Genomic DNA, 20,273 nt, shown 5'->3' on the forward strand with positions numbered 1-20,273 from the left:
AGTCCAATAACGCAAAATCCGATCTGCATCACGATGATGAGCGTTTAAACTGGCAACCGTTTCAGACTGAATACCCCAACCGCCGCCGCAAACAATAATCCAATAAAGACTGCAAAACCACCACTGATTAAACTGATACTGCTCTGCCCTGTGACAATGGCCAAACCATCAAAGGCATTATACAGCGAAAACTTTCCTAAAAAAGCAGTTCGTTCAGATAACTTGCTGAGGGTATTCAAGATAAAGAAGCCGACTGGAATCAGGGCTCCAAAAAATAGTGCTGGTTTGGTACTGTTGAACAAACAGGAAAAGAAAAAGCAAAACATCCCGATGGTCATTGTCATCAGGCAAGCCCCTAAATTCAGTTTTAAAAACACTTTAACATCCAGCATTCCCGGAAAAAAATGTTCACTCATGCCGTACCCAACCAAAAAGAGAATCGTAAACAAAACCCCAATCGACGCCAGCAGATAAATTCCCTGGGTTACAATGATTTTTATACGACTATTGGGGGTGCACAGCAGGCTGGTAAATGAGCCTTCATAGACCCACTTGGCCACCAGACGATTGGCCAGAATGATGCAATATACCATCGGAAACAGATAAATCAGAAAACCGTAAAACAAGCTGGCAATAAATCCGGTCAGTCCGCTGTCAATGGTGCCAAAACCCAGGGCATTAACCAGTTTGGTCGGCAGGATCGACATCATATCGACCATTGCGCCAATCCCATTAGGATCATAGATATAGATAATAACCGCTAAATAAATAGACATCAACGCTGCAAAAACCAGCAACAGCAAAGTATTATTTTTAATATTCTTCAGAAACAATGGAATACTCATGCTTTTTTCACCTCTCTTACTGTTTCTTCCGGATCCGGCAGGGTTCTATTCTTCTCCGTTTTTTTAGGCATTAATTTCGGCTTTCTTTCGCTTCTTTTTATTTTACCTTCGTTTTCCTGGGTGTTGTTTTCTTCATTTTTAAATTCCGTCTGTTTTATTTCTTTTTTATAATGCTGTTGGAAAATTTCTTCCAACGATTGATTTTTCGAATTAAACACTAATACTTTTTCATGGGATAAAACTTTCATCAGTACATCAATCCGATCACCCGGTGAGAAGATCTCATAATCGCTCTGCGAAAACTGCTGATAGCCGAAACCATATTTTTTTATCTGTTCCAGATTCGGGGGAGCCGCAAATTTAACCAGATAGGCCTTGGTTTCTTCGGCTCGAAGACTGACAATATCCATATTTTCCACGAGACGGCCTTCTCTTAGCACCCCGACACGATCACAGGTTCTTTCCACTTCCTCAAACTTATGCGTTGATAACAGTACCGTTTTACCCCGCCGTTTCTCCTCCAAAATAAGATCGAGAAACCGGGACTGCATCAGGGGATCCAATCCACTGGTGGGTTCGTCCAATACCAGCGTTTGGGGATCATGCATCAAAGCTGTGACAATGGTCAGTCTTTTTTTCATGCCACTTGACATATTTTCGATTTTTCCCCGGGTTTCAACCTCAAAGCGTTCAATCAGCATATCTCTGAGTCTGGTATTCTTCTGACCAAAAATCCCCCGCATTTGAGTAACGAAGTTCAAATACTCTTTGACCCGCATGTTTTCAAAAAGAGCGACATCTTCGGGCACATATCCGGTATTTTTTTGAATCGCAGATGCTCTGGAAAAGCAATTTAATCCATCGATGGTGGCGCTACCACGTCCAGCCCTGATCAGTCCCATCAGCATCCGAATGGTGGTCGTTTTCCCGGCATCGTTTGGTCCAACGTATCCGAAAACCTGGCCTTTTTCAACGCTAAAATTTAAGTTGAAAATACCTTTCGTGCTTGAATATTTAAGGGTTACGTCCTTTAATTCAATCATTTTTTTCTCCTTAAAAACCTTATTCGTTCATTGCTTCGGATTCAACTGATTGGCTGATCCGGCTGTTCAATTCATTGGCGATTCGGCCAAAATCTGATCCGGTGAGGGTTTCTCCGCGGATTCCCGGTGCAATATTACACACCTCCAGAACCTCCATTAAAACCGCTTTATCAAATGGGGTGTTCATGGTCAGCCCATTGATCAGCGTTTTTCGTCGATTTAGAAAACTGGCTTTCACAACTGACAAAAACAATTCCTTGTTTTCCAGTGCTATTTTGGGCACCGTCAGTTTTTTTAGGGTGACTACAATCGAGTCAACCTTAGGCTTGGGAATAAATACATGCGCTGGCACTTCGAAATCAATCGAAATATCCGCATAAAATTGTGCCACGATACTCAGTGATCCGTAAGCTTTGGTCCCTGGAACGCCACATAGACGCTCGCCCACCTCTTTTTGAATTAAGAAAGTCATGCTTTCAATCGGCAGATCCGATTCCAGAAACCCCATAATGATGGGGGTAGTAATATAATAGGGTAAGTTTGCCACAATCTTAAGCGGCATTGTGACAAGTTGATCTCCCAGAATCTCCCGGACGTTGGTTTTTAAGATGTCACCCTGGACAATCTCAACATTGTCACAGTCATTCAGGGTTTCATGAAGAACCGGTATCAGTTTTTTATCGATTTCTACTGAAATAACCTTGCCAGCATGATCACTGAGAGCCTGCGTCATGGTGCCAATCCCCGGTCCGATTTCCAGCACCAAGTCCCTTTCGCTCACGTCTCCGGCTTTAACAATTTTTTGAACAATATTCTCATCAATTAAAAAATTCTGTCCAAATCGTTTATTGAAGTGAAGATCATACTTTTTTAACAGTGCTTCGATGACCCGTGGTGATGTTAATTTTTCCATTCATATCCTTCCATTTTGCAACTATTTAGGCTTATATGTGAATCTTTAATGTTCCATCTATAACTTAACTATTATACACTTTATTTAATCCCGCGGGAAGACCTTATCTCGGTTTCGAATTAAAACTCTCCCTCCCTGTTATTTTGAATCTTTTATCAGAGCGGCCAGAATTTTCTAAATAGGCAGATACGTGATATGCTGTTTCTATTGAATTAAGCTGCTGAATTCGCATTATCAAGAAATTTTTATTGAATCAAAAGGCGCTATGTAAATTTCATATTCACATCTACTTACTTTTGGGCTTCTAAACGTAGTCAACCCATTTGTTTTACTTTATTGCCGGAGATGCTTCTTCACCCCATTTTAGGCTATCTAAGCGGCAACTTTTCTGAAAACTATCGTTTTTTATTTCTGTTGGCCCGGAAAAAAATGGCATTTGCATAAAAAAGAAAACGCAATCACGACTCATTCTCAGACCTTAATTTTACTTTTTAGGAAGCTATTTCATTTTAACTTAAATTAAAATTAATCGTATTTGCAGTTAATTTCAATGTCAATTTACTTCGAACTGCTCATTGTCATGAAAATCCCTGTATTTAAAGCCATTTATTCTCGTCTTACTTTTATTTATCTGAGCTGACTCCAAAGATTTCTTAAATGGTTTTTATCAGACCCTTGCTAAATATCAAACCATCATGTATTATACGCTTTGCCAATTTGTAAATAATTTGCAACTATCAATGATGCATTTCAGTCACACACAACACCGTGACACCATCATGTTTTGACATTGGAGGTCAAATGAAAAAAAACTCAATAAAAAATACTTGCGTAAGTCTTGCCTTGGCATTATGCCTGGGCCTATTACCAGGAACTGTAATGGCTGAAGAAGCCGAGCTCGATTTAACAGAAATCGCTCAGGCTGTGGAAACAACTGAAACCTCGGCAGCTCTGCCCAGCTTATTCACAGCCAGAACTACTGCACCAGGTGCTGATAACACCTATTTCTTTGCCAGCAATCCATATTCCCAAGGTGGATATGGACTACCTAACTGTACCGCCTATGCCTTTGGCCGAGCGTACGAAATTTTAGGAACCACGCCAAATTTAGCAATGGGCAATGCAAATTCCTGGTGGGCTTATAATCAAAACACTGGTTATTATCCCTCAGGTTCCACACCAAAACTTGGCGCTGTAATCTGTTGGGGTGGCAGTTCAGATGGACATGTGGCAATCGTTGAGGCGATCAATGGTGATACGGTTACGCTCTCAGAATCCACCTATAGTGGCATCTACTTTCAAAATTACACCTATACAATTGGAGCTGAAGATGCCACCTCGGTCGGCGGCTTTCAGGGTTATATCTACATCGGTGATTATATTGATGCCGCATCAGACGTAACCCCCCCATCCTTGTCAGATGTACTGGTTACTGACTATCAGGATGAAGGAATCAAGGTCACTGCGCTGGTTTCAGATGACCTTAGCGGAATCGGATCGGTCTACTTTCCTGTCTGGACCGAAAACAACGGACAGGATGATTTAATCTGGCATGAAGGAACTGTTGACGGCAATGTGGCCAGCTGTTTTATTCCATACAGTGATCACAACACTGAACTTGGTGACTACAATGTCCATATTTATGCTTACGATAATGCCGGTCACTACACGATGACTGGTACCACCATCACGAAGGCCGATACCTTTACCAGTCTGGGCAAAGTTGCTCTTGAAAGCTAGTTAATTACATCCATCAAAAAGCCTTCCAATCGACGTTTAAACGTCAATGGAAGGCTTTTTGATTTCAATCTAGGTAGCAACTTTTCAGGGACGTTTGCGGTTCACCACCCTATCATACAAAATTTTTTCTGCCGCATTTAGGGGAAATCGTTGTCGTGATCGGTGATCTTTTTAATTATTGGAATTTTTCTTGTCACATTGGTTAAAACAATATAAGATAGAGCTATTAAGATAATATTCAACCATACTAAAATTCCAGGAGGTCGTATATGAAAACCCTTGAAACTCAATTTGGCCATTCAAATCTTCTTAATGATGACGGTTCGGTGATTGGTATTCAAGATGATCTTGATTTGATCAGAAATTATTTTACGCCTGCATTTATGAAAACACACACCGTTTTCTCCTGCCTTGATGACTTCTTACAATCAGCTGGATTTTTAGTTGCCACCCAGCAGGATTTTGAACAGATTCCACTTTCTACAATGAATGCCTGGGTTCAGCAAAACAGCCAGTATCTGGATTGGACAGAAATAGTTGCTGCTGCTGGTGATTTCTACTTTGACAATCAAATGAAAGCCATAAAATTTAAATATATCTAAACAAACTTGGTTGTACTTAAATCGCTGTCATTATATAATGAAGATAATTTATCCAACGGAGGTATCCCTGTGACCAAGATTCTGATCCTGACATCAACAAAGCGTGTCGAAAAATTTTCTGATTTATCTGTCCTCCCCAAAGACTGGGAATTCGTTTTCGGTGAAAGCCTGAATACCGATGATGCAATACTAAACGTTGCCAGTGATGCTGATTTTATTTTTGCGGATGCTGTCCGGGAAGTCAGCAAAACCCTGATCGATAACATGCCGAATCTCAAACTTATCCATTCCGAAGGTGTGGGATATAATAAAATCGACATCCTGGCCGCTAAAGAAAAAAGTATCTATGTCTGTAACAATACCGCCGCCAACTCTGCTGCGGTGGCAGAGCAAACGATTCTACTAATATTAGGCCTGCAGCGAAGGCTTCTAGAAGGCGATCAGCTGGTACGTAGTGGTCAGCAGATCCAGGCCAAAGGTTCGTTTATTCTCGATGGTATTCCGGAACTGGGTTCCTGTCATGTGGGACTGGTCGGTATGGGTTCCATTGCCCTTGAAACAGCCAAACGGTTACAGCCATTTGGTGCGCAGCTCAGTTATTTCAATCGTTCCCGAAAAAGCACGGTTGAGAACGAATTAGGCCTTTGCTATCTGCCGCTGGAAGAACTCTGCAAGCAGTGCGATATTATCAGTCTCCATTTGCCGGTAACTCCAGAAACCACTGGTCTGATCAATGCAGACCTGCTGTCTCTGATGAAACCGACCACCCTACTTATCAACACAGCCCGGGGCGAGCTGGTCGTTCAAGAAGATCTGGTTGCTGCATTAGCAGCTGGGCAGATCGCCGGGGCTGGTCTTGATACCCTGTACCCGGAACCGGTAATGTTGGATAACCCACTGCTTAATCTGCCGGAAAGCTGTCATTATAAACTGCTATTTAGCCCACATATTGGCGGAACCACTAAACCGGCTTTTGAAAAAATGCATAAAACGGTCTGGGCGAATATTCTAGCTGTTTCAAACGATGCTGCCCCGATAAATTGTGTTAATGGTTTATAAATCCCCTAAAATCAATAAAACCCCAGTTTTCTGGGGTTTTATGTCTATTTAAATTCGACCTGCTTTTTCATGGTGGCCACCCCCATATTGGCGATAATCCCTGCCACACCGTTTTTCATGGGATTCACTCGAGTTGGATAAAAATAATTGGTTTTTGTTCGATAATATTCGTAATCTGCTGGCAGGTTCTGCTCAGAAAGACTGGCCATTTTTTTAAACATCCGGAACCAGATCAGGTTCCCCAGCGATGGTGAAGCAAGCTTTTTATTCTTCATCGATCGATAGAGACGATCAGCAGCTTTTTCAATATCGTTTTGTACCCGCTCCTCATAAGATTTTGTGGTTTCCCATGGGGTGGTGGTGATTTTTAATTCGCAAACCTTGTTGCTGCCGCCCAAGGTCATCCCCATGGATGCATTAACCTTGGACAAACCAGAGCCGCCATTTGCAACCAGCATCAGGGATTGATTAAAAAACTTCGGTCGATGCAAACTGTGGGCAAAACGATCAATAAAATTTTTCATCAGCGCACTGACATTCATGGCATAACCCGGGGTACTGAGAATGACACCGTCGGCACTTAATATTTCTGCTTCAATGCTGTTTTTATCATCCTTAAGGGGACATAGCTGCTCCCCTTTGCCAATGCAGGCAAAACAACCCCGACAGAGTTTTAAATCTGCGTCCTTTAAAAAAACATATGAAAATTCAACCGAATCCAAACGAGAGAGCTCAGCCTCAATCTTCCGCACAATCTCAAAACCCTTCCCTTTGTGGGGACTTCCCATAATTGCAATAACTTTCATGCTGATCTCACTTCCAATCTTATTTTAAGTTTTCTTTGTTTTTCTTGATCAGATTGACAAACAGTTTTTCATTTGGAGACAAGGCTTCGATTTTTGCTGTTTTTAAATGATTATAGTACGCATCCATGCTTTTTAATTGATCAATCAGCTTTAATAAACTGTGATGCGCTTCCTGGTCTTCTGGTGTTTGTGGTTTAGCCTGGTCAAAAATGGATTCCAGCTCTTTTTTGGCCTGATTCATAATCGTTTGTGCTTCAATGTATTCCTGATTTAACATACTATTCTTCTTTCTGATTTTATTTTGGGTTGTTATATAATGCTATTTAAAACTATTACACGTGAATGATATCATAAAATCAGGATGGTTGTGAACTAAATCGAACTCTCCCATTAAAAAAAGCGTATCAAACTCAGCTTTGATACGCTTGTCACCAATTTAGAGTCGGCGATATTTCTTTAGCGCAGTCACATTTGCTAAAAAAAGCACCCCAATAAAAACGACTGAGCCCGCTAACCAGGGCCATATCTCGACAACCCCCTTACCCTGAATCATAATCATTTCCAGGGCCGTGCAACCATAGTAAATTGGCGTCAGGTAACACAGGTTTCCCAGCCCAAAGGGAATGGTGTCAATCGGGATCAGCCCTGAGAAAAAGATCTGCGGAATGATGATTACCGGAATAAATTGAACCAATTGTAATTCATTGTTGGCAAAAATCGATACCAACGCCCCCACCGAAACTGCCGAAAAAGCCATTAGGATCATAACAAAGGTACATAGCGCCACCGATCCTTCCACCTGAAGCTGCAGCACATACACTGCGTACAGGATAATCACCACACTTTGAACTGCAGCCAGCAAACCATACCCCAGGGTATAGCCCCCAATGACATCGACTCGTCTGATCGGAGTCATCAGCATCCGCTCCAAAGTCTGCCCAAACCGCTCCCGGACAAATGACATTCCCGAAAGAATAAAGACAAAGAAAAATGAAATCACGCCCAAAAAAACATAGGAAAGCGAATCCAGTTGATTATCCCCAGCTGTTTCATATACATAGTCAACAATCAACTCATTTTGCGTTGGTTGCAAGGCTTGAGTGGTATCCTGAATGGCTTCCAGAGCAGCAACGGATTTGGAATTTTTCTCCAGCAATTCAATGTGTGTCCCCGCACTGTCAGCCCAGATCAACGCATCGACATCATTGGCCTCCAGATAATCTGCAGCCTCTGGTTTTTCGGTTTCTAAAATAACTGTGGCATGGTTCTCAAGCTCAGCAACAAATTTTTCATTCATATCGTATACAGCAATTTGCGGTATATAATTTGAATCTCCGAGAATAAAAAATAGCAGGGTTAGAATCAGCAGTGGTGCAAATAAGAGTAGTCCCAATGATCGCTTATCATTTTTCATCTGACCAAGGATCCGTTTAATAATGCTTAACATGATATGACCTCCTTTTCAGGATGCTTATCCATAAAAAATAATTCTTCAATATTACCATCGGGAGTCTGATCGATCAAATTCTTAACGGTATCCTTCGCAATGATATGACCATTACGAAGCAAAGCGGCATCGTCACATTGAGAAACCTCATCCATGACATGGGTGGTCACCAAAATGGTCGTGCCCTGATTTCGCAGCTGCTTGAGATAAAGCCATATTTTACGCCGCAGCACCGGGTCAACTCCCACTGTTGGTTCATCCAGTAACAGGAGCTTGGGTTTATGAATCAGCGCTACTGCCAATGAGATTCTTTTTTTCATCCCGCCGGAGCAGTCACGCACCAACTTATTTTTACACGCTGCCATATCAACAATCTGGAGCAGTACTTCGGCTTCGGCAGCAAATGTTTTCCAGTTTAGCCGTTGCAAACTCGAAAAAAATTTCAGATTTTCCCAGACTGACAACTCTTCATATAATGCTTCATTTTGCGGCATATAGCCGATCAGCGCCAACAGTTGGCGATTTGGTACGGCAATGCCGCCGATTGTTACGCTCCCGCCATCAGCGGGGATAGCCCCCATCATGATGCGTAACAAGGTGGTCTTGCCTGAACCGGATGCACCCAGCAGACAGAAGATCCGGCCCGCCTCAATTGTCAAACTGATCTGATTGAGAACCTGCTGTTGTTTAAATGATTTACTCACTTCACAGACGATTATTTCCATTTTTAATTCCCTCTTTATTGTATTTGATAATTCTCATTTTAATCCCGATTCCTGTTTATTTCAACCAACAGAGTTCCGTAACCTGTTGGATTTTCTTGTTAATCCCAGTGGCTTCGGATATAATCAGGAAGACTGATTACGACAATGAGGTAACCAATATGAATACGACTTTATCAGCAACTGCTACAGTGACCCGCCAGAACCTGATCGATTCCTTTTGGCTGTTATATTGCCAAAAGAACATTGAAAAGATTACTGTCAAGGAAATTTGTGAAATTGCGGGCTACAATCGCTCAACTTTTTATGTGTATTTTAACGATGTCTATGAAATTTTAGAAGAAATTGAAGAACAGACCATTACGGTTGAGGATTTTAGAAGCATTGTGATTAAGAACCTTTTTTATGGCAATCTATTTCGTGATCATCGTAAAAAAGCCATTCTGAAATCAATTCTTGAATTTTTTGAAAAAAACAAAACCTATCTTCCGGTTTTACTGGGAGAAAACGGCGATCCCCACTTCAGGCAAAAAGTCTTAAAGAAACTCACTCCGACAGTGCTGTCAATGTACAAAAAACTATCCCCACATGAACTGCTGGAGGTAAGCTATTTAATGGAATACCAGAGTGCGGCCATGCTCAGTATGATTGCCAAATGGTATGCCAATGACAAAGACCTGCCAACGGAACAATTTCTGGAATTGCTTCTGGCCGTGACGACCAACGGCGTTCAATGCGAGCTATCAAAATACCGGCGTTGAATAAACCCAACTCCTTTTAATTATTTAAAGCTCTTAACGAGTCATCGACTCATTAAGAGCTTTTGCTTTAATATATTTTTCAACTGTACTAATGATTCTTTTTCGCCTGAGCTACTTTCAGTTCAATACTTTTTTCTCGGCATTCGTCCGCATAGTCGTCATAGGCTTCCAGATAATCTTCATAATCGATGGTACAATCACGGTCATCAAAAGATTTACAGTAACCTTCCAGGGCTTTCCAATCCCGGCTGTAGGCATGAAAACTCAAGGCATGATGGGTATAGGAACCCAGTTCGTTGATCCCGGCTTCTCGGGCAATCATTCTTGAGAGTTCAATCAGAGCAAAAATATTCATAGCGACGGCCTTAACCCCATCATTACTTCTAAATACCACATCGGTATTTAATTTGCCGTCCTTAACAGTATAATGAATCAGCTGCAGACAGGGCGGATGATTGAGTCTGGCGGCCTCCTGGTTGGCGACATGCAGCGTCGCCTGTCTGGTTCCCGGATCTTCTTTTAGTTTATTGATCACAAAGTCAATGTTTTGGGAAAACAGATCATGATAGGTATAACCATACATGTCCTTTTCAAAATCTTTGGTGCCTTCAACTATTTCCAGGACGTAGTCCACCAGGGTTTCCAGCCCAGTTGGCATCGCCATGGTAATTTTTATATCCTGGACGCTGTCGATATCCATCAGTAGGTGAATTTCTTTTAAACTGTCTTCCCGATCCTGATTCTTCCCAATGACGACATCAGCTTGATTTAAAGCCTTCATTGCCGCCTCAATGCCCTTATGCAGTTCGGTTTCGTGAATGTAAGTAACCATCATTTTCACATCGCATCAGCTAATCAGTAAAGATTTAAACTGCTGACACGAGTTCCTTTCTGTTAAAATAATTTTATTAAACTGTCGCTAAAATGATCATACCATATTTAAGTGCAAATTTCATCAGTGTAAAACAAAGTACGCGAAATGTAAAAAACCGCCAAATGGCGGTTTTTTTAAAAGCAGTCTCAACTTCTTTTTATTTGAATTTGGTATCTTTTTTAGTTTTTCGATGCCAATCCAGCTTAGATATCCAAAGCAGCGTGGTATCCCTGATAAATAGCCGTTGTGATGGTGGAGGCCTTAACGCAATCACCAATTTCAATAACATAGGGGGCACAGTCAACCAGGCTTTCGGCAAGATTGCGGAGCGGTTTTTGGCCCAGCGCACAGATCACGGTTGTTCCGGGAACCAGTACTTCCTTACCAGCAAGATCTTCACAGACAACACCCTGATCAGTAACTTTTAGCCCTTTTAATTCGGTATGAACGGTAATGCCGCATTTTTCGATTTCGTTCATCATCAGCGGACGATGACGAAGATTAGCATCCGGTGCCAGTTCTGAACGCATTTCCACCAGATGAACCGGTTTACCTTCCCGGGCAAAATGGATCGCCGCTTCACAACCAGCCAGACCACCACCTAAAACAACCACGGACTCGCCAACCTGATCTTTTTTCTTATAGTAGTCGTTAACGATAATCACATTATCGCCATCCAGACCGGGAATAGCTGGCACGATCGGTTCCGAACCCACAGCGACTATCAGAGCATCAACATTTTGCTGATCGACATAGTCTTTGCTTACCGGCGTGTTTAAACGAATTTCAACGCCAGCGTCTCTGGCCAATTTTTCCAGGGTAACACCCAGTTCGTACATTTCATATTTGAATGGGATCGCCTGTTCGCCTTTGAGGATTCCACCCAAGGCATCGCCTTTCTCGCAAAGAATAACCTGGTGGCCACGTTTAGCTGCCGTTAGCGCTGCTTCCAGTCCGGCTGGTCCACCACCGGCGACCAATACTTTTACCGGATTGGCGGTGGGAATAATTTCAGTCCCATCCATTTCCCGACCAATTAGAGGATTAACCGTACAACGTCGAGTTGATGTCACGGCCCGTTCCGCCATACAGGTGAAGCATCGGAGACATTTAATAATATCAGCATCCTGATTGCTCATAACTTTTCTTGGCAGGAAGGGATCTGCCAGCAGTGCCCGAGCCATTTCAACGATATCAGCCTGACCAGAGGCAATAATTTCTTCCATCATTGCAGGGTCATTCAGTCCTCCCAGGGTTGCTACCGGAACCGAGACATGTTTCTTGATTTCAGCCGCCAGATAAACATTTCGGCCATGTGGCTCGAACATGGATGGATGGGTCAGGCCAAAGCCGGTTTGATAGGTGCCAGCGGTTATGTGCAGTAAATCAACCTTTGATTCGACCATCTTGGCAATTTCCACCCCATCTTCCAGGGTGTAGCCACCTTCAAAGAATTCTGAGCCACTCATACGGAATTCGATCGGGAAACCGGGCCCAACTGCTGCACGGACACTGTCCAGCACTTCGAGAGCCAAACGGGCCCGGTTTTCCAGCGGGCCGCCATATTTATCGGTACGATGATTGAAAAATGGTGACAGAAACTGGTTCAGTAACCAGCCGTGACCACCGTGAACCATGATCATTTCAAATCCGGCCCGTTTAGCCAATCCGGCCACCCGTCCGTAAGCGGCAACAATATCATCAATCAGTTCCTGGGTCAGTTCTTTAACCGGTTTCCCATCCGGACGGGTTCCAGCGCTGGGTCCCCATTGGGCCATACCGCCTTTTTTATCCTTGTCAGTCAGATAGGTGCCAGCGTACTGTCCAGAATGAGATAATTCGACACTGGGAATGGCCCCATGACGGCGGATTGCGTCAGCTGTATAAGTAAAGCTGGCCAGTGAATCAACCGTTTGCAGATCAAGATGATACATATGGGATCCTTCGGTTTCAGGATGTACCACGCATTCGCTGACTGTGACGGTGGCAGCACCACCTTTAGCCCGCAGTTCATAAAAAGCTTTTGATTTAGGTCCAATGGTACAATCGGCAGTTATATCAGTGCCTCCCATGGGTGCGCCAAACATTCTGTTTCTGAAAGTTACATTACCAATTTTAATTGGTTTACAAAGATTTGGATATTTTCGTTGCATTGTCAGTTCTCCTTTAATTTTTCGTTGGTTCCGTCAACAATAAGCGGTCAATTTGATAAAATTTTAACATGATCTTTTGCTGATGTCAATAAAATCATGTAAATATTTACATGTTTAAGATATATTTATTTTAATTGTGTGTAAACGTTGCCGATCGATAGCTGTTAACTATCAGTTTAATAGCCATATGATCATTCCTACCCAAATAAATCAACTTTGCTCGGATCTGCGCCAAAATCACAACGTTTTATCCTTGACGTTTACTGTAAAGATGGGTATCATTAAAAAAACGAAACGAGGCGCCTTATGATCCCAGAACAAATGCTAGAAAAAATCCGTAAACTCTGTAAAGACCTCGACGGTCTTTCTCAAGAGAGCTTTGCAAAAGGAATTAAAATGTATGCCGCCCAAAAAGCTGAATCTCAAACAATTAAAGTAAGTGGCGGCATCAGTAAAAAAGAATATGATCAACTTTCAAAAGTCCCGGAATATTGCGAGGCAACGGAGATCATCGCCGATACGCTAACCCTGTTGGAAGCTCTGGATAATCTGGAATGGGTTTATAACGACCTGATTCGGAAACTGTATCATATCCGACCAGAAATCCCTCAGACTCCCGACGATGAAGAAAACGTATATTCGTTGGAGCCACCGTTTACACGATCAAAGTTTTTAAATTAATGATTTTAGGAGTACTCCATGGATAGTCAAGAACCGAAACATCAGCGACGACCGCGCTATAAAGGTACACACCCAAAAGCATATAGAGATAAGTATAAAGAGCTGCAGCCCGAGAAATACGCAGATACAATCGAAAAAGTAATGCAAAAGGGCAGCACCCCGGCTGGAATGCATCGCTCCATTTGTGTTGATGAAATATTGGATTTCCTACAAATTACTCCCGGTCAAACGGGATTGGATGCAACCCTTGGTTTTGGCGGTCATACCCAGGCAATGCTTAGATGTTTAGGTGGTAAGGGACATTTATATGCCCTGGATGTGGATCCCATTGAATTGCCCCGCACCCAAAAGCGTCTGGAAGACCTGGGTTACGGTTCCGAGCTTCTAACCGTCCGGCAAATGAATTTCTCCGGTATTGATCAAATTGCTTTAGAATCGGGGCCCATGGATTTTGTTTTGGCCGATTTAGGGGTTTCATCGATGCAAATTGACAATCCGGAACGAGGCTTTTCATTTAAGTTCGAAGGGCCGCTGGATCTACGCCTGAATCCTGAAAAAGGTATTTCTGCCGCCGATCGACTAAAAACCATTTCTGAATATGAACTGGAAGGTATGTTTATTGAAAACGCTGACGAACCCAATGCCGCAGCAATCGCACAAGCTGTTATTTCCCAACGGAACAAAGGCATCGACATCAGAACAACAACTCAACTCCAGGAAATTATCAAAGATGCCGTGAAGTTCATTCCCGGTAGTAACAGCAAAGATGCCATAAAAAAGTCCTGTCAACGCTGCTTTCAAGCCTTACGGATTGATGTTAATGATGAATATGAAGTATTATATGAATTTTTAGAAAAACTTCCTTCGGTGCTGGTACCAGGTGGACGGGTGGCCATTCTTGCTTTTCATTCCGGCGAAGATCGCCTCGTTAAAAAATCCTTTCAACGTCTTTTTCGTGAAGGGATCTATCGTGAAGTCGCTCCCGGTCCAATTCGACCATCTGCTGTAGAGTGCAATACCAATAGCCGCGCCCGTTCAGCAAAATTGCGGTGGGCTATTAAAGCGTAGTTTATGAATCTGGCCTGGTTTGTTTAAAAAAATTTACCCCAGTTATAATCACGCTTCAGATTATAACTGGGGTTTTAAGTTGTGGGATAAGTAAAATTTAATTTTTTCGGCATAACGCTAAACCGTCTTAATGAGCTGTTTTGGCTTAAATTACTGCAAAAATAACAAGACCCTGCCGGACACAACTGTCAGACAAGGTCTTTCGACGCATAATTTTATCTAGGCCGCCTGGAAAATCGACTCAAATTCCGGACCATCAACTTTTTCTTTCTCAAGAAGCACTTCACCCAGCCGGTTTAGCTTGGTAATATTTTCATTAAGCAGCATCAGGGTTCGCTGATAAGCGTGATCAATAATCTCTTTGACTTCAGTGTCAATAATGCTGGCTATCTCATTGCTGCAATTTTTGAAGCCATAATCCTGGCCATCATAGGCCCCATCATTTTCAAAAATCATATTGGTCAGCTTTTCACTCATCCCATATTTGGTTATCATATTCCGCGCAATCTGATTCACCCGTTTCAAATCATTAGACGCACCGGTGCTGATCTCATTCAGAACAATTTCTTCCGCAGCACGACCACCTAAAGCGATGATAATTTCCTCGAGCAGTTGCGACTTGGTGTGATAGCTCTGATCTTCCGTTGGTCTGCTGGCGGTATAGCCACCAGCCATTCCCGATGGAATAATTGTAACCCGATCAACATTTCGACTTGAAGAAACCAGCTTGATGGCAATGGCATGCCCTGCCTCGTGATAAGCCGTTACTTTTTTGTCACGGTCACTCATCACATGGCTTTTCTTTTCCGGCCCCATCATCACCTTGAAAGCCGCTTCCTTAATGGCCTCATTGCCAATCTTTTTTTGGTGACCTCTGGCAGTTAACAAGGCCGCTTCATTGAGCAGGTTTTCCAGATCAGCACCGGTAAAGCCCGGAGTCAGTCTGGCCACTTCACCCAACTTCACATCTTCTGCCAGCGGTTTACCTTTAGCATGGACATTGAGAATCTGTTCTCTGCCGTTAATATCCGGTAAGCCAACTGTTACCCGCCGATCAAATCGGCCGGGTCGCAAAAGCGCCGGATCAAGTACATCCGGTCGGTTGGTAGCCGCCAGGATAATCACCCCTTCGTTGATGCCAAAACCATCCATTTCGACCAGCAACTGATTTAAGGTCTGCTCACGCTCATCATTTCCGCCACCGACGTTAGCCCCACGCTGCCTGCCAACTGCATCAATTTCGTCTATGAAGACAATACAGGGTGCATGTTTTTTTGCCTGTGCAAACAAATCACGAACCCGGGATGCCCCAACGCCGACATAAATTTCGACAAAGTCTGATCCACTAATACTAAAAAATGGTACCTTGGCTTCACCAGATATGGCTTTTGCCAAAAGCGTTTTACCGGTACCCGGCGGTCCGATTAGCAGAACACCTTTAGGAATTCTGGCCCCCAGATCGACAAATCGTTCCGGAGCCTTAAGAAATTCAACAATTTCTTCCAGTTCTTCCTTGACCTCATCAGCGCCAGCAACACAGGTAAAATTGACGTTTTTATGATCATCCTCCAGCAATTTAGCCCGACTCTTGCCCATTGCCGTCACCCGATTGCCACCCATGCCACCTTGCTGCCGCTGATTTACCCCGAACCAGATTACCATCAGGAGCACCAAGCCAATGGTTGTCACGGCTGAAAACCACCAGGGAATTTCCATTGGCTTTGAAATACTAAATGACTGGATCAGTTGTGCATCCAATGCCTGGGTAAATCGTTCGGAAGCTGAAGTGATGTCCGGTGGAACAACGACCTCATACGCAGTGGTGCCGCTGTTTTCATCCACAGCTGCATTGAGCTGAACTTTAGCCATCTCCCCTTCTAATACAATACTGCTGACATTTCCCGCTTGAATTTCTGTCAACAGCTTTGAATAACTCATGCTTTGGGGTTCATTTTTCATGGTGCTAAAGACAATTAATCCAGCAATAATCGTAAAAACAATCAAAAATATGCCTTGCTTTTTAAGATATTTCAACGTTCAGCCTCCATTAATCGGATCATCAGCAACGACCTTTTGACGATTGAACTGATGCGATCATTTTTCGTATTTCCCTGAAACTTCACTTTCGTTTGACCTGCTTTCTTTATTTTTAAATGATTGATCATTTAATTAATTTTTAAGAAATAGCGCAATTGTTATTGTAGTATTGTTAACAATCACGCTTCTTTTTTATTTTTCGTTTACTAATAAGGTACTCTTGATCATTTCGATCATTTCCTGTAACAGTTCGGATCGTTCCGTTCTGGTTATATTATTATTTGCTGCAATCGCCTTGACTGGCTGGACAATCATCGCCAAAATATTTTCATGGTGATAATCTTTTATAATTTCCCGATGCTTCAAGTCGGCAACCAACTGCTTAATTTTTGTGTAACCATCGATTTCTGAACAACTCCCCACTAATGATGGTGAATTGGAAAACTGGTCAACAAAACTGAAAATTTCCTGATTGGCCTCAATATAGGCATAATAGCTTCCAATTAGTCCTTCAATGAGTTGATGATTGCTCATTCCATAATGAACCCGACTTAAGACAAAGCGACAGATTTCTTCGGCATATTCCCGGTAAATCACCTGAAGCATTATTTCCTTGCTGTCAAAATAAGTATAGACCGTCGCTGGTGAAACTCCGGCTGCCTTGGCAATTTTCGAAATCGACGTCCCATGAAACCCCTCCTCTAACGTGAGTTTTACGACCGCCTCCTTAATGCTTTTCTCTTTTTCATCATCTCTTTTTCGCAAGTGCCACCTCCTCCAGACTGTTTTAATAGTAAATGACCATTCGGCTATTGTCAATCTTATTACACAGAGATTTAAAAAATTAATTTTCTTTTAAATTAAATTGTTTTGGTGGTCCACTGGGAACAATCCCAGACTTCATTGACAAAGCTCTGATAGAATTCCGGTTCATGACAAACCATCAGAATCCCGCCGTTATAAGCTGCTAGTGCCCGCTGCAACTCGGCCTTGGCATCGGCATCAAGATGATTGGTGGGCTCATCCAATACCAGGATATTGGTTTCCCGGTTAATCAGTTTACAGAGGCGAACCTTGGCCTGTTCGCCACCACTTAAGACCTTGACCATGCTTTCGATATGCTTACGGGTCAGACCACATTGGGCCAGGGCTGAACGCACTTCGTTCTGATTCAGCGACGGAAACTCGTTCCAGACCTCTTCAATGCAGCTGGTGCGGATGTCCTGATCCATTTCCTGTTCAAAATAGCCAATTTTCAGTTTTTCACCCTGTTCAACGGTTCCGGCAACTGGAGGAATCAAGCCCAGAATGCTTTTTAACAGCGTCGTTTTACCGATGCCGTTAGTACCCTTTAAGACGATTTTCTGTTTCCGCTCCATCACCAGATTCAGAGGCTTGGACAGTGGTTCATCATAACCGATAACCAGATCTTCAGTTTCAAACACCCGGCGGCCAGTAGCTCCGGCTTCTTTAAAATGGAAGCGGGGTTTTGGCTTTTCCGAGGCCAGCTCAATGATATCCATCTTATCCAGTTTTTTCTGACGTGACATGGCCATGTTCCGGGTGGCCACCCGGGCTTTGTTTCGAGCGACAAAATCTTTAAGCTCAGCAATTTCATTTTGCTGTTTATTGTAAGCGGCCTGTTCCTGGGCTTTTTTTGCTTCCAGTACTTCCTGGAATTTGGCATAATTTCCTACATAGCGGGTCAGCTTCTGATTATCCATATGATAAATCAGATTAATAACTGAATCAACGAAGGGCAGATCGTGAGAAATCAGAATAAAGGCATTTTCATACTCATTAAGATAACGCTTTAACCATTCAATGTGCTGTTCATCGAGGTAATTTGTCGGCTCATCCAATAACAGAATATCCGGTTTTTCCAGCAACAGCTTACCTAACAGTACCTTAGTACGCTGACCGCCACTGAGCTCAGTGATATCCTTGTCCATGCCAATATCGTTAAGACCCAGAGCATTTCCCACTTCTTCCACCTTGGAATCAACCAGATAAAAGTCATGAAATTCCAGTAAGTCCTGAAGATCGCCCACCTCTTCCAGACTTTTTTCCACTTCTTCGGGGCTGTCTTCCGCCATTTTTTCATAAAGCAAACCGATCCGGCTTTCAATCTCCAGCAGAAAATCAAAGGCTGAGGTCAACACATCCCGAACGGTCATCCCAGGCTGTAACACGGCATGTTGATCGAGGTATCCAATCCGGACATTTTTGGCCCATTCCACCTTGCCCTCATCCGGCATCAGCCGATTCGTAACAATATTCATGAAGGTTGACTTGCCTTCGCCGTTTGGCCCAATCAAACCGATGTGCTCTCCCTTTAACAACCGGAACGAGACCTGATTAAAAATCGCCCGGTCGCCAAATCCATGAGAAAGATTCTCGACATTTAAAATACTCATTCATTCTCCATTTCTTTTTTTCGCAATTAAAAACACTTCCAGATGTGTGTTGCGATCAGGAAGTGTTGATATTTATCCTTAGATTCTAACTTTATAAGTATAACATAATCGTCTTTATTATTCCATAGTTGAAAATATTGTTCTCATCTCTAAAATATTTTCTGAAAAATTTTAAAGTTCAACAACGGATTCCCATTGAACTTCCTCAGGCATCGACTTTTTTTGATAAAATCCCAGTAGCATCAATGCCAGCACCGAAGCAATGGCAACGGTCCAGTACACCTGTTTGAAGCCATAATTGAGGGTTTTCTGAAACTCATTTTCAAGCTCCGTTTTTTTGCTGTCAATCGCTGCCAGATAATCATTCTTAGAACTTTCAAAGGCTTCCGGCACGGCGTTCTTCATGATTGTCATCTGATTTACCATGGTCGTTAACTGGTTTTTTACATCCGCCATCGCATCAATGGCTATTCCCATCTGAGCCTGATTTGCCTGAGCCGAATATTGTTGTGCTGATAAGGCCGCAATGCTTCCATCCAGTTGGGTGATCCCGGTGTTTAATCCATTGATTCCATTGTCGATGCCGGTATTAATCTCAGCAATGGTGTCCGGCATCATAATTGCAAACATCCGGGCTGCAAAGGTTTTGCTGTTTTCGGTAATGGTGGTGACGTCCGACTCCTTCATCAGGGCCACCAGCTCCTCAGGAATATCGTTACCACTGTTTTCATTCATATTGATTTCAATCGTTTGCTTGGCCGTTAAATCCGGCAAGCTTACAGTCGCCAGCTGATCACCAATATTTTCGTTGCTTTTTAGCTGATTAAATTCATCTGTTAGCTCCTGAGCATAGGGTAAGGTTGGTACGCTCACCTCCGTTGGCAATAGATTCATGACGTTTGACTGCACCGACAACCCGGCATGGGCAATAAAACCGACCATAATCGCCGGGGCCACTGCCGTTCCAATCGATCGGATCAATCAGCACCACCCGTCTAACGGGTGGTTTGCTCTGAGGCTATAAGCCTCTGTTACCGGCCGGCGCCTCAAGACGCTGGCCTTCACTTCGTTCAGGCTCTATGGCCTTTGCCACTTTTGCTTGCCC

The 20,273-nt window shown here is 43.0% G+C and carries 19 protein-coding genes; 6 read left to right on the forward strand and 13 right to left on the reverse strand.

Annotated elements, in window-relative coordinates:
• Nucleotides 1-44 precede the first annotated feature (44 nt).
• The 3 genes from BI182_RS00860 to rsmA are packed head-to-tail and all read right to left on the reverse strand — an operon-like array spanning nucleotide 45 to nucleotide 2,801.
• The gene (locus BI182_RS00860) at nucleotides 45-845 is read right to left on the reverse strand and encodes a hypothetical protein (protein WP_070372105.1); all 801 of its coding nucleotides are present in this window, start codon (nucleotides 843-845) and stop codon (nucleotides 45-47) included.
• Nucleotides 842-1,888, reverse strand: a complete 1,047-nt coding sequence (locus BI182_RS00865; protein WP_070372106.1) for an ABC transporter ATP-binding protein — start codon at nucleotides 1,886-1,888, stop codon at nucleotides 842-844. The genes BI182_RS00860 and BI182_RS00865 overlap by 4 nt, the downstream gene beginning before the upstream one ends.
• Before the next feature lie 19 nt (nucleotides 1,889-1,907).
• Complete coding sequence (gene rsmA / locus BI182_RS00870; RefSeq protein ID WP_070372107.1) at nucleotides 1,908-2,801, reverse strand: 16S rRNA (adenine(1518)-N(6)/adenine(1519)-N(6))-dimethyltransferase RsmA; 894 nt, start codon at nucleotides 2,799-2,801, stop codon at nucleotides 1,908-1,910.
• Nucleotides 2,802-3,602: 801 nt separating this feature from the next.
• Between rsmA and BI182_RS00875 the strand changes: the two genes are divergently transcribed.
• The 3 genes from BI182_RS00875 (at nucleotide 3,603) to BI182_RS00885 (ending at nucleotide 6,202) form a co-directional block, all read left to right on the forward strand.
• Complete coding sequence (locus BI182_RS00875) at nucleotides 3,603-4,541, forward strand: CHAP domain-containing protein (RefSeq protein ID WP_070372108.1); 939 nt, start codon at nucleotides 3,603-3,605, stop codon at nucleotides 4,539-4,541.
• A gap of 269 nt (nucleotides 4,542-4,810) precedes the next feature.
• Nucleotides 4,811-5,143: a hypothetical protein gene (locus BI182_RS00880; protein WP_070372109.1), complete on the forward strand. Its 333-nt coding sequence runs from the start codon at nucleotides 4,811-4,813 to the stop codon at nucleotides 5,141-5,143.
• 69 nt (nucleotides 5,144-5,212) lie between these two features.
• A complete protein-coding gene (locus BI182_RS00885; protein ID WP_148637817.1) occupies nucleotides 5,213-6,202 on the forward strand; it encodes a 2-hydroxyacid dehydrogenase in 990 nt (329 codons plus the stop codon).
• A 44-nt stretch (nucleotides 6,203-6,246) separates the two neighbouring features.
• Here BI182_RS00885 and BI182_RS00890 read toward each other — a convergent pair whose 3' ends face one another.
• The 4 genes from BI182_RS00890 to BI182_RS00905 form a co-directional block, all read right to left on the reverse strand.
• Nucleotides 6,247-7,008, reverse strand: a complete 762-nt coding sequence (locus BI182_RS00890) for an NAD(P)H-dependent oxidoreductase (RefSeq protein WP_286804867.1) — start codon at nucleotides 7,006-7,008, stop codon at nucleotides 6,247-6,249.
• A 19-nt stretch (nucleotides 7,009-7,027) separates the two neighbouring features.
• A complete protein-coding gene (locus BI182_RS00895; protein ID WP_070372113.1) occupies nucleotides 7,028-7,285 on the reverse strand; it encodes a hypothetical protein in 258 nt (85 codons plus the stop codon).
• 159 nt (nucleotides 7,286-7,444) lie between these two features.
• A complete protein-coding gene (locus BI182_RS00900; protein WP_070372114.1) occupies nucleotides 7,445-8,455 on the reverse strand; it encodes an ABC transporter permease in 1,011 nt (336 codons plus the stop codon).
• Nucleotides 8,449-9,180, reverse strand: coding sequence for an ABC transporter ATP-binding protein (locus BI182_RS00905; RefSeq protein ID WP_286804869.1), 732 nt, complete (start codon nucleotides 9,178-9,180; stop codon nucleotides 8,449-8,451). Before BI182_RS00905 ends, BI182_RS00900 begins: the two co-directional genes overlap by 7 nt.
• 158 nt (nucleotides 9,181-9,338) lie before the next feature.
• Between BI182_RS00905 and BI182_RS00910 the strand changes: the two genes are divergently transcribed.
• Nucleotides 9,339-9,938 carry a TetR/AcrR family transcriptional regulator gene (locus BI182_RS00910; RefSeq protein WP_187389271.1) on the forward strand — a complete coding sequence of 200 codons (600 nt, stop codon included), beginning with the start codon at nucleotides 9,339-9,341 and terminating at the stop codon, nucleotides 9,936-9,938.
• Between the two features lie 88 nt (nucleotides 9,939-10,026).
• On the opposite strand, the gene BI182_RS00915 is transcribed toward BI182_RS00910, so the two are convergent.
• Both BI182_RS00915 and BI182_RS00920 read right to left on the reverse strand, forming a co-directional pair.
• Nucleotides 10,027-10,773, reverse strand: coding sequence for a thymidylate synthase (locus tag BI182_RS00915; RefSeq protein WP_228878733.1), 747 nt, complete (start codon nucleotides 10,771-10,773; stop codon nucleotides 10,027-10,029).
• A gap of 242 nt (nucleotides 10,774-11,015) precedes the next feature.
• On the reverse strand, nucleotides 11,016-12,965 hold the full coding sequence (locus tag BI182_RS00920; RefSeq protein ID WP_070372119.1) for an oxidoreductase: 1,950 nt from the start codon (nucleotides 12,963-12,965) through the stop codon (nucleotides 11,016-11,018).
• Between the two features lie 306 nt (nucleotides 12,966-13,271).
• Here BI182_RS00920 and BI182_RS00925 point away from each other — a divergent pair, with 306 nt between their 5' ends.
• A complete protein-coding gene (locus tag BI182_RS00925; RefSeq protein WP_286804875.1) occupies nucleotides 13,272-13,646 on the forward strand; it encodes a hypothetical protein in 375 nt (124 codons plus the stop codon).
• A gap of 18 nt (nucleotides 13,647-13,664) precedes the next feature.
• Nucleotides 13,665-14,714, forward strand: coding sequence for a 16S rRNA (cytosine(1402)-N(4))-methyltransferase RsmH (gene rsmH, locus BI182_RS00930; RefSeq protein ID WP_286804877.1), 1,050 nt, complete (start codon nucleotides 13,665-13,667; stop codon nucleotides 14,712-14,714).
• A 219-nt stretch (nucleotides 14,715-14,933) separates the two neighbouring features.
• Here the strand turns inward: rsmH and ftsH are convergent, their stop codons facing one another.
• From ftsH to BI182_RS00950, 4 genes are all read right to left on the reverse strand, one after another.
• Nucleotides 14,934-16,748, reverse strand: coding sequence for an ATP-dependent zinc metalloprotease FtsH (ftsH, locus tag BI182_RS00935; RefSeq protein ID WP_286804879.1), 1,815 nt, complete (start codon nucleotides 16,746-16,748; stop codon nucleotides 14,934-14,936).
• A 195-nt stretch (nucleotides 16,749-16,943) separates the two neighbouring features.
• The gene (locus BI182_RS00940; RefSeq protein ID WP_070372123.1) at nucleotides 16,944-17,516 is read right to left on the reverse strand and encodes a TetR/AcrR family transcriptional regulator; all 573 of its coding nucleotides are present in this window, start codon (nucleotides 17,514-17,516) and stop codon (nucleotides 16,944-16,946) included.
• 95 nt (nucleotides 17,517-17,611) lie between these two features.
• Nucleotides 17,612-19,168 (reverse strand): ABC-F family ATP-binding cassette domain-containing protein, encoded by a 1,557-nt coding sequence (locus tag BI182_RS00945; protein WP_070372124.1) that lies wholly within the window; start codon nucleotides 19,166-19,168, stop codon nucleotides 17,612-17,614.
• Between the two features lie 171 nt (nucleotides 19,169-19,339).
• The gene (locus tag BI182_RS00950; RefSeq protein ID WP_286804884.1) at nucleotides 19,340-20,149 is read right to left on the reverse strand and encodes a hypothetical protein; all 810 of its coding nucleotides are present in this window, start codon (nucleotides 20,147-20,149) and stop codon (nucleotides 19,340-19,342) included.
• Between the last annotated feature and the right edge of the window lie 124 nt (nucleotides 20,150-20,273).

This window comes from Acetobacterium sp. MES1 (assembly GCF_002237635.1).
Classification (GTDB): Bacteria; Bacillota; Clostridia; order Eubacteriales; family Eubacteriaceae; genus Acetobacterium; species Acetobacterium wieringae.

What these genes read in the sequence shown, in the direction of transcription:
- BI182_RS00860 (WP_070372105.1), bottom strand. Translation starts at nt 845, where the DNA reads ATGAGTATTCCATTGTTTCTGAAGAATATTAAAAATAATACTTTGCTG.
- BI182_RS00865 (WP_070372106.1), bottom strand. Translation starts at nt 1,888, where the DNA reads ATGATTGAATTAAAGGACGTAACCCTTAAATATTCAAGCACGAAAGGT.
- rsmA (WP_070372107.1), bottom strand. Translation starts at nt 2,801, where the DNA reads ATGGAAAAATTAACATCACCACGGGTCATCGAAGCACTGTTAAAAAAG.
- BI182_RS00875 (WP_070372108.1), top strand. Translation starts at nt 3,603, where the DNA reads ATGAAAAAAAACTCAATAAAAAATACTTGCGTAAGTCTTGCCTTGGCA.
- BI182_RS00880 (WP_070372109.1), top strand. Translation starts at nt 4,811, where the DNA reads ATGAAAACCCTTGAAACTCAATTTGGCCATTCAAATCTTCTTAATGAT.
- BI182_RS00890 (WP_286804867.1), bottom strand. Translation starts at nt 7,008, where the DNA reads ATGAAAGTTATTGCAATTATGGGAAGTCCCCACAAAGGGAAGGGTTTT.
- BI182_RS00895 (WP_070372113.1), bottom strand. Translation starts at nt 7,285, where the DNA reads ATGTTAAATCAGGAATACATTGAAGCACAAACGATTATGAATCAGGCC.
- BI182_RS00900 (WP_070372114.1), bottom strand. Translation starts at nt 8,455, where the DNA reads ATGTTAAGCATTATTAAACGGATCCTTGGTCAGATGAAAAATGATAAG.
- BI182_RS00905 (WP_286804869.1), bottom strand. Translation starts at nt 9,180, where the DNA reads ATGGAAATAATCGTCTGTGAAGTGAGTAAATCATTTAAACAACAGCAG.
- BI182_RS00910 (WP_187389271.1), top strand. Translation starts at nt 9,339, where the DNA reads ATGAATACGACTTTATCAGCAACTGCTACAGTGACCCGCCAGAACCTG.
- BI182_RS00915 (WP_228878733.1), bottom strand. Translation starts at nt 10,773, where the DNA reads ATGATGGTTACTTACATTCACGAAACCGAACTGCATAAGGGCATTGAG.
- BI182_RS00920 (WP_070372119.1), bottom strand. Translation starts at nt 12,965, where the DNA reads ATGCAACGAAAATATCCAAATCTTTGTAAACCAATTAAAATTGGTAAT.
- BI182_RS00925 (WP_286804875.1), top strand. Translation starts at nt 13,272, where the DNA reads ATGATCCCAGAACAAATGCTAGAAAAAATCCGTAAACTCTGTAAAGAC.
- rsmH (WP_286804877.1), top strand. Translation starts at nt 13,665, where the DNA reads ATGGATAGTCAAGAACCGAAACATCAGCGACGACCGCGCTATAAAGGT.
- BI182_RS00945 (WP_070372124.1), bottom strand. Translation starts at nt 19,168, where the DNA reads ATGAGTATTTTAAATGTCGAGAATCTTTCTCATGGATTTGGCGACCGG.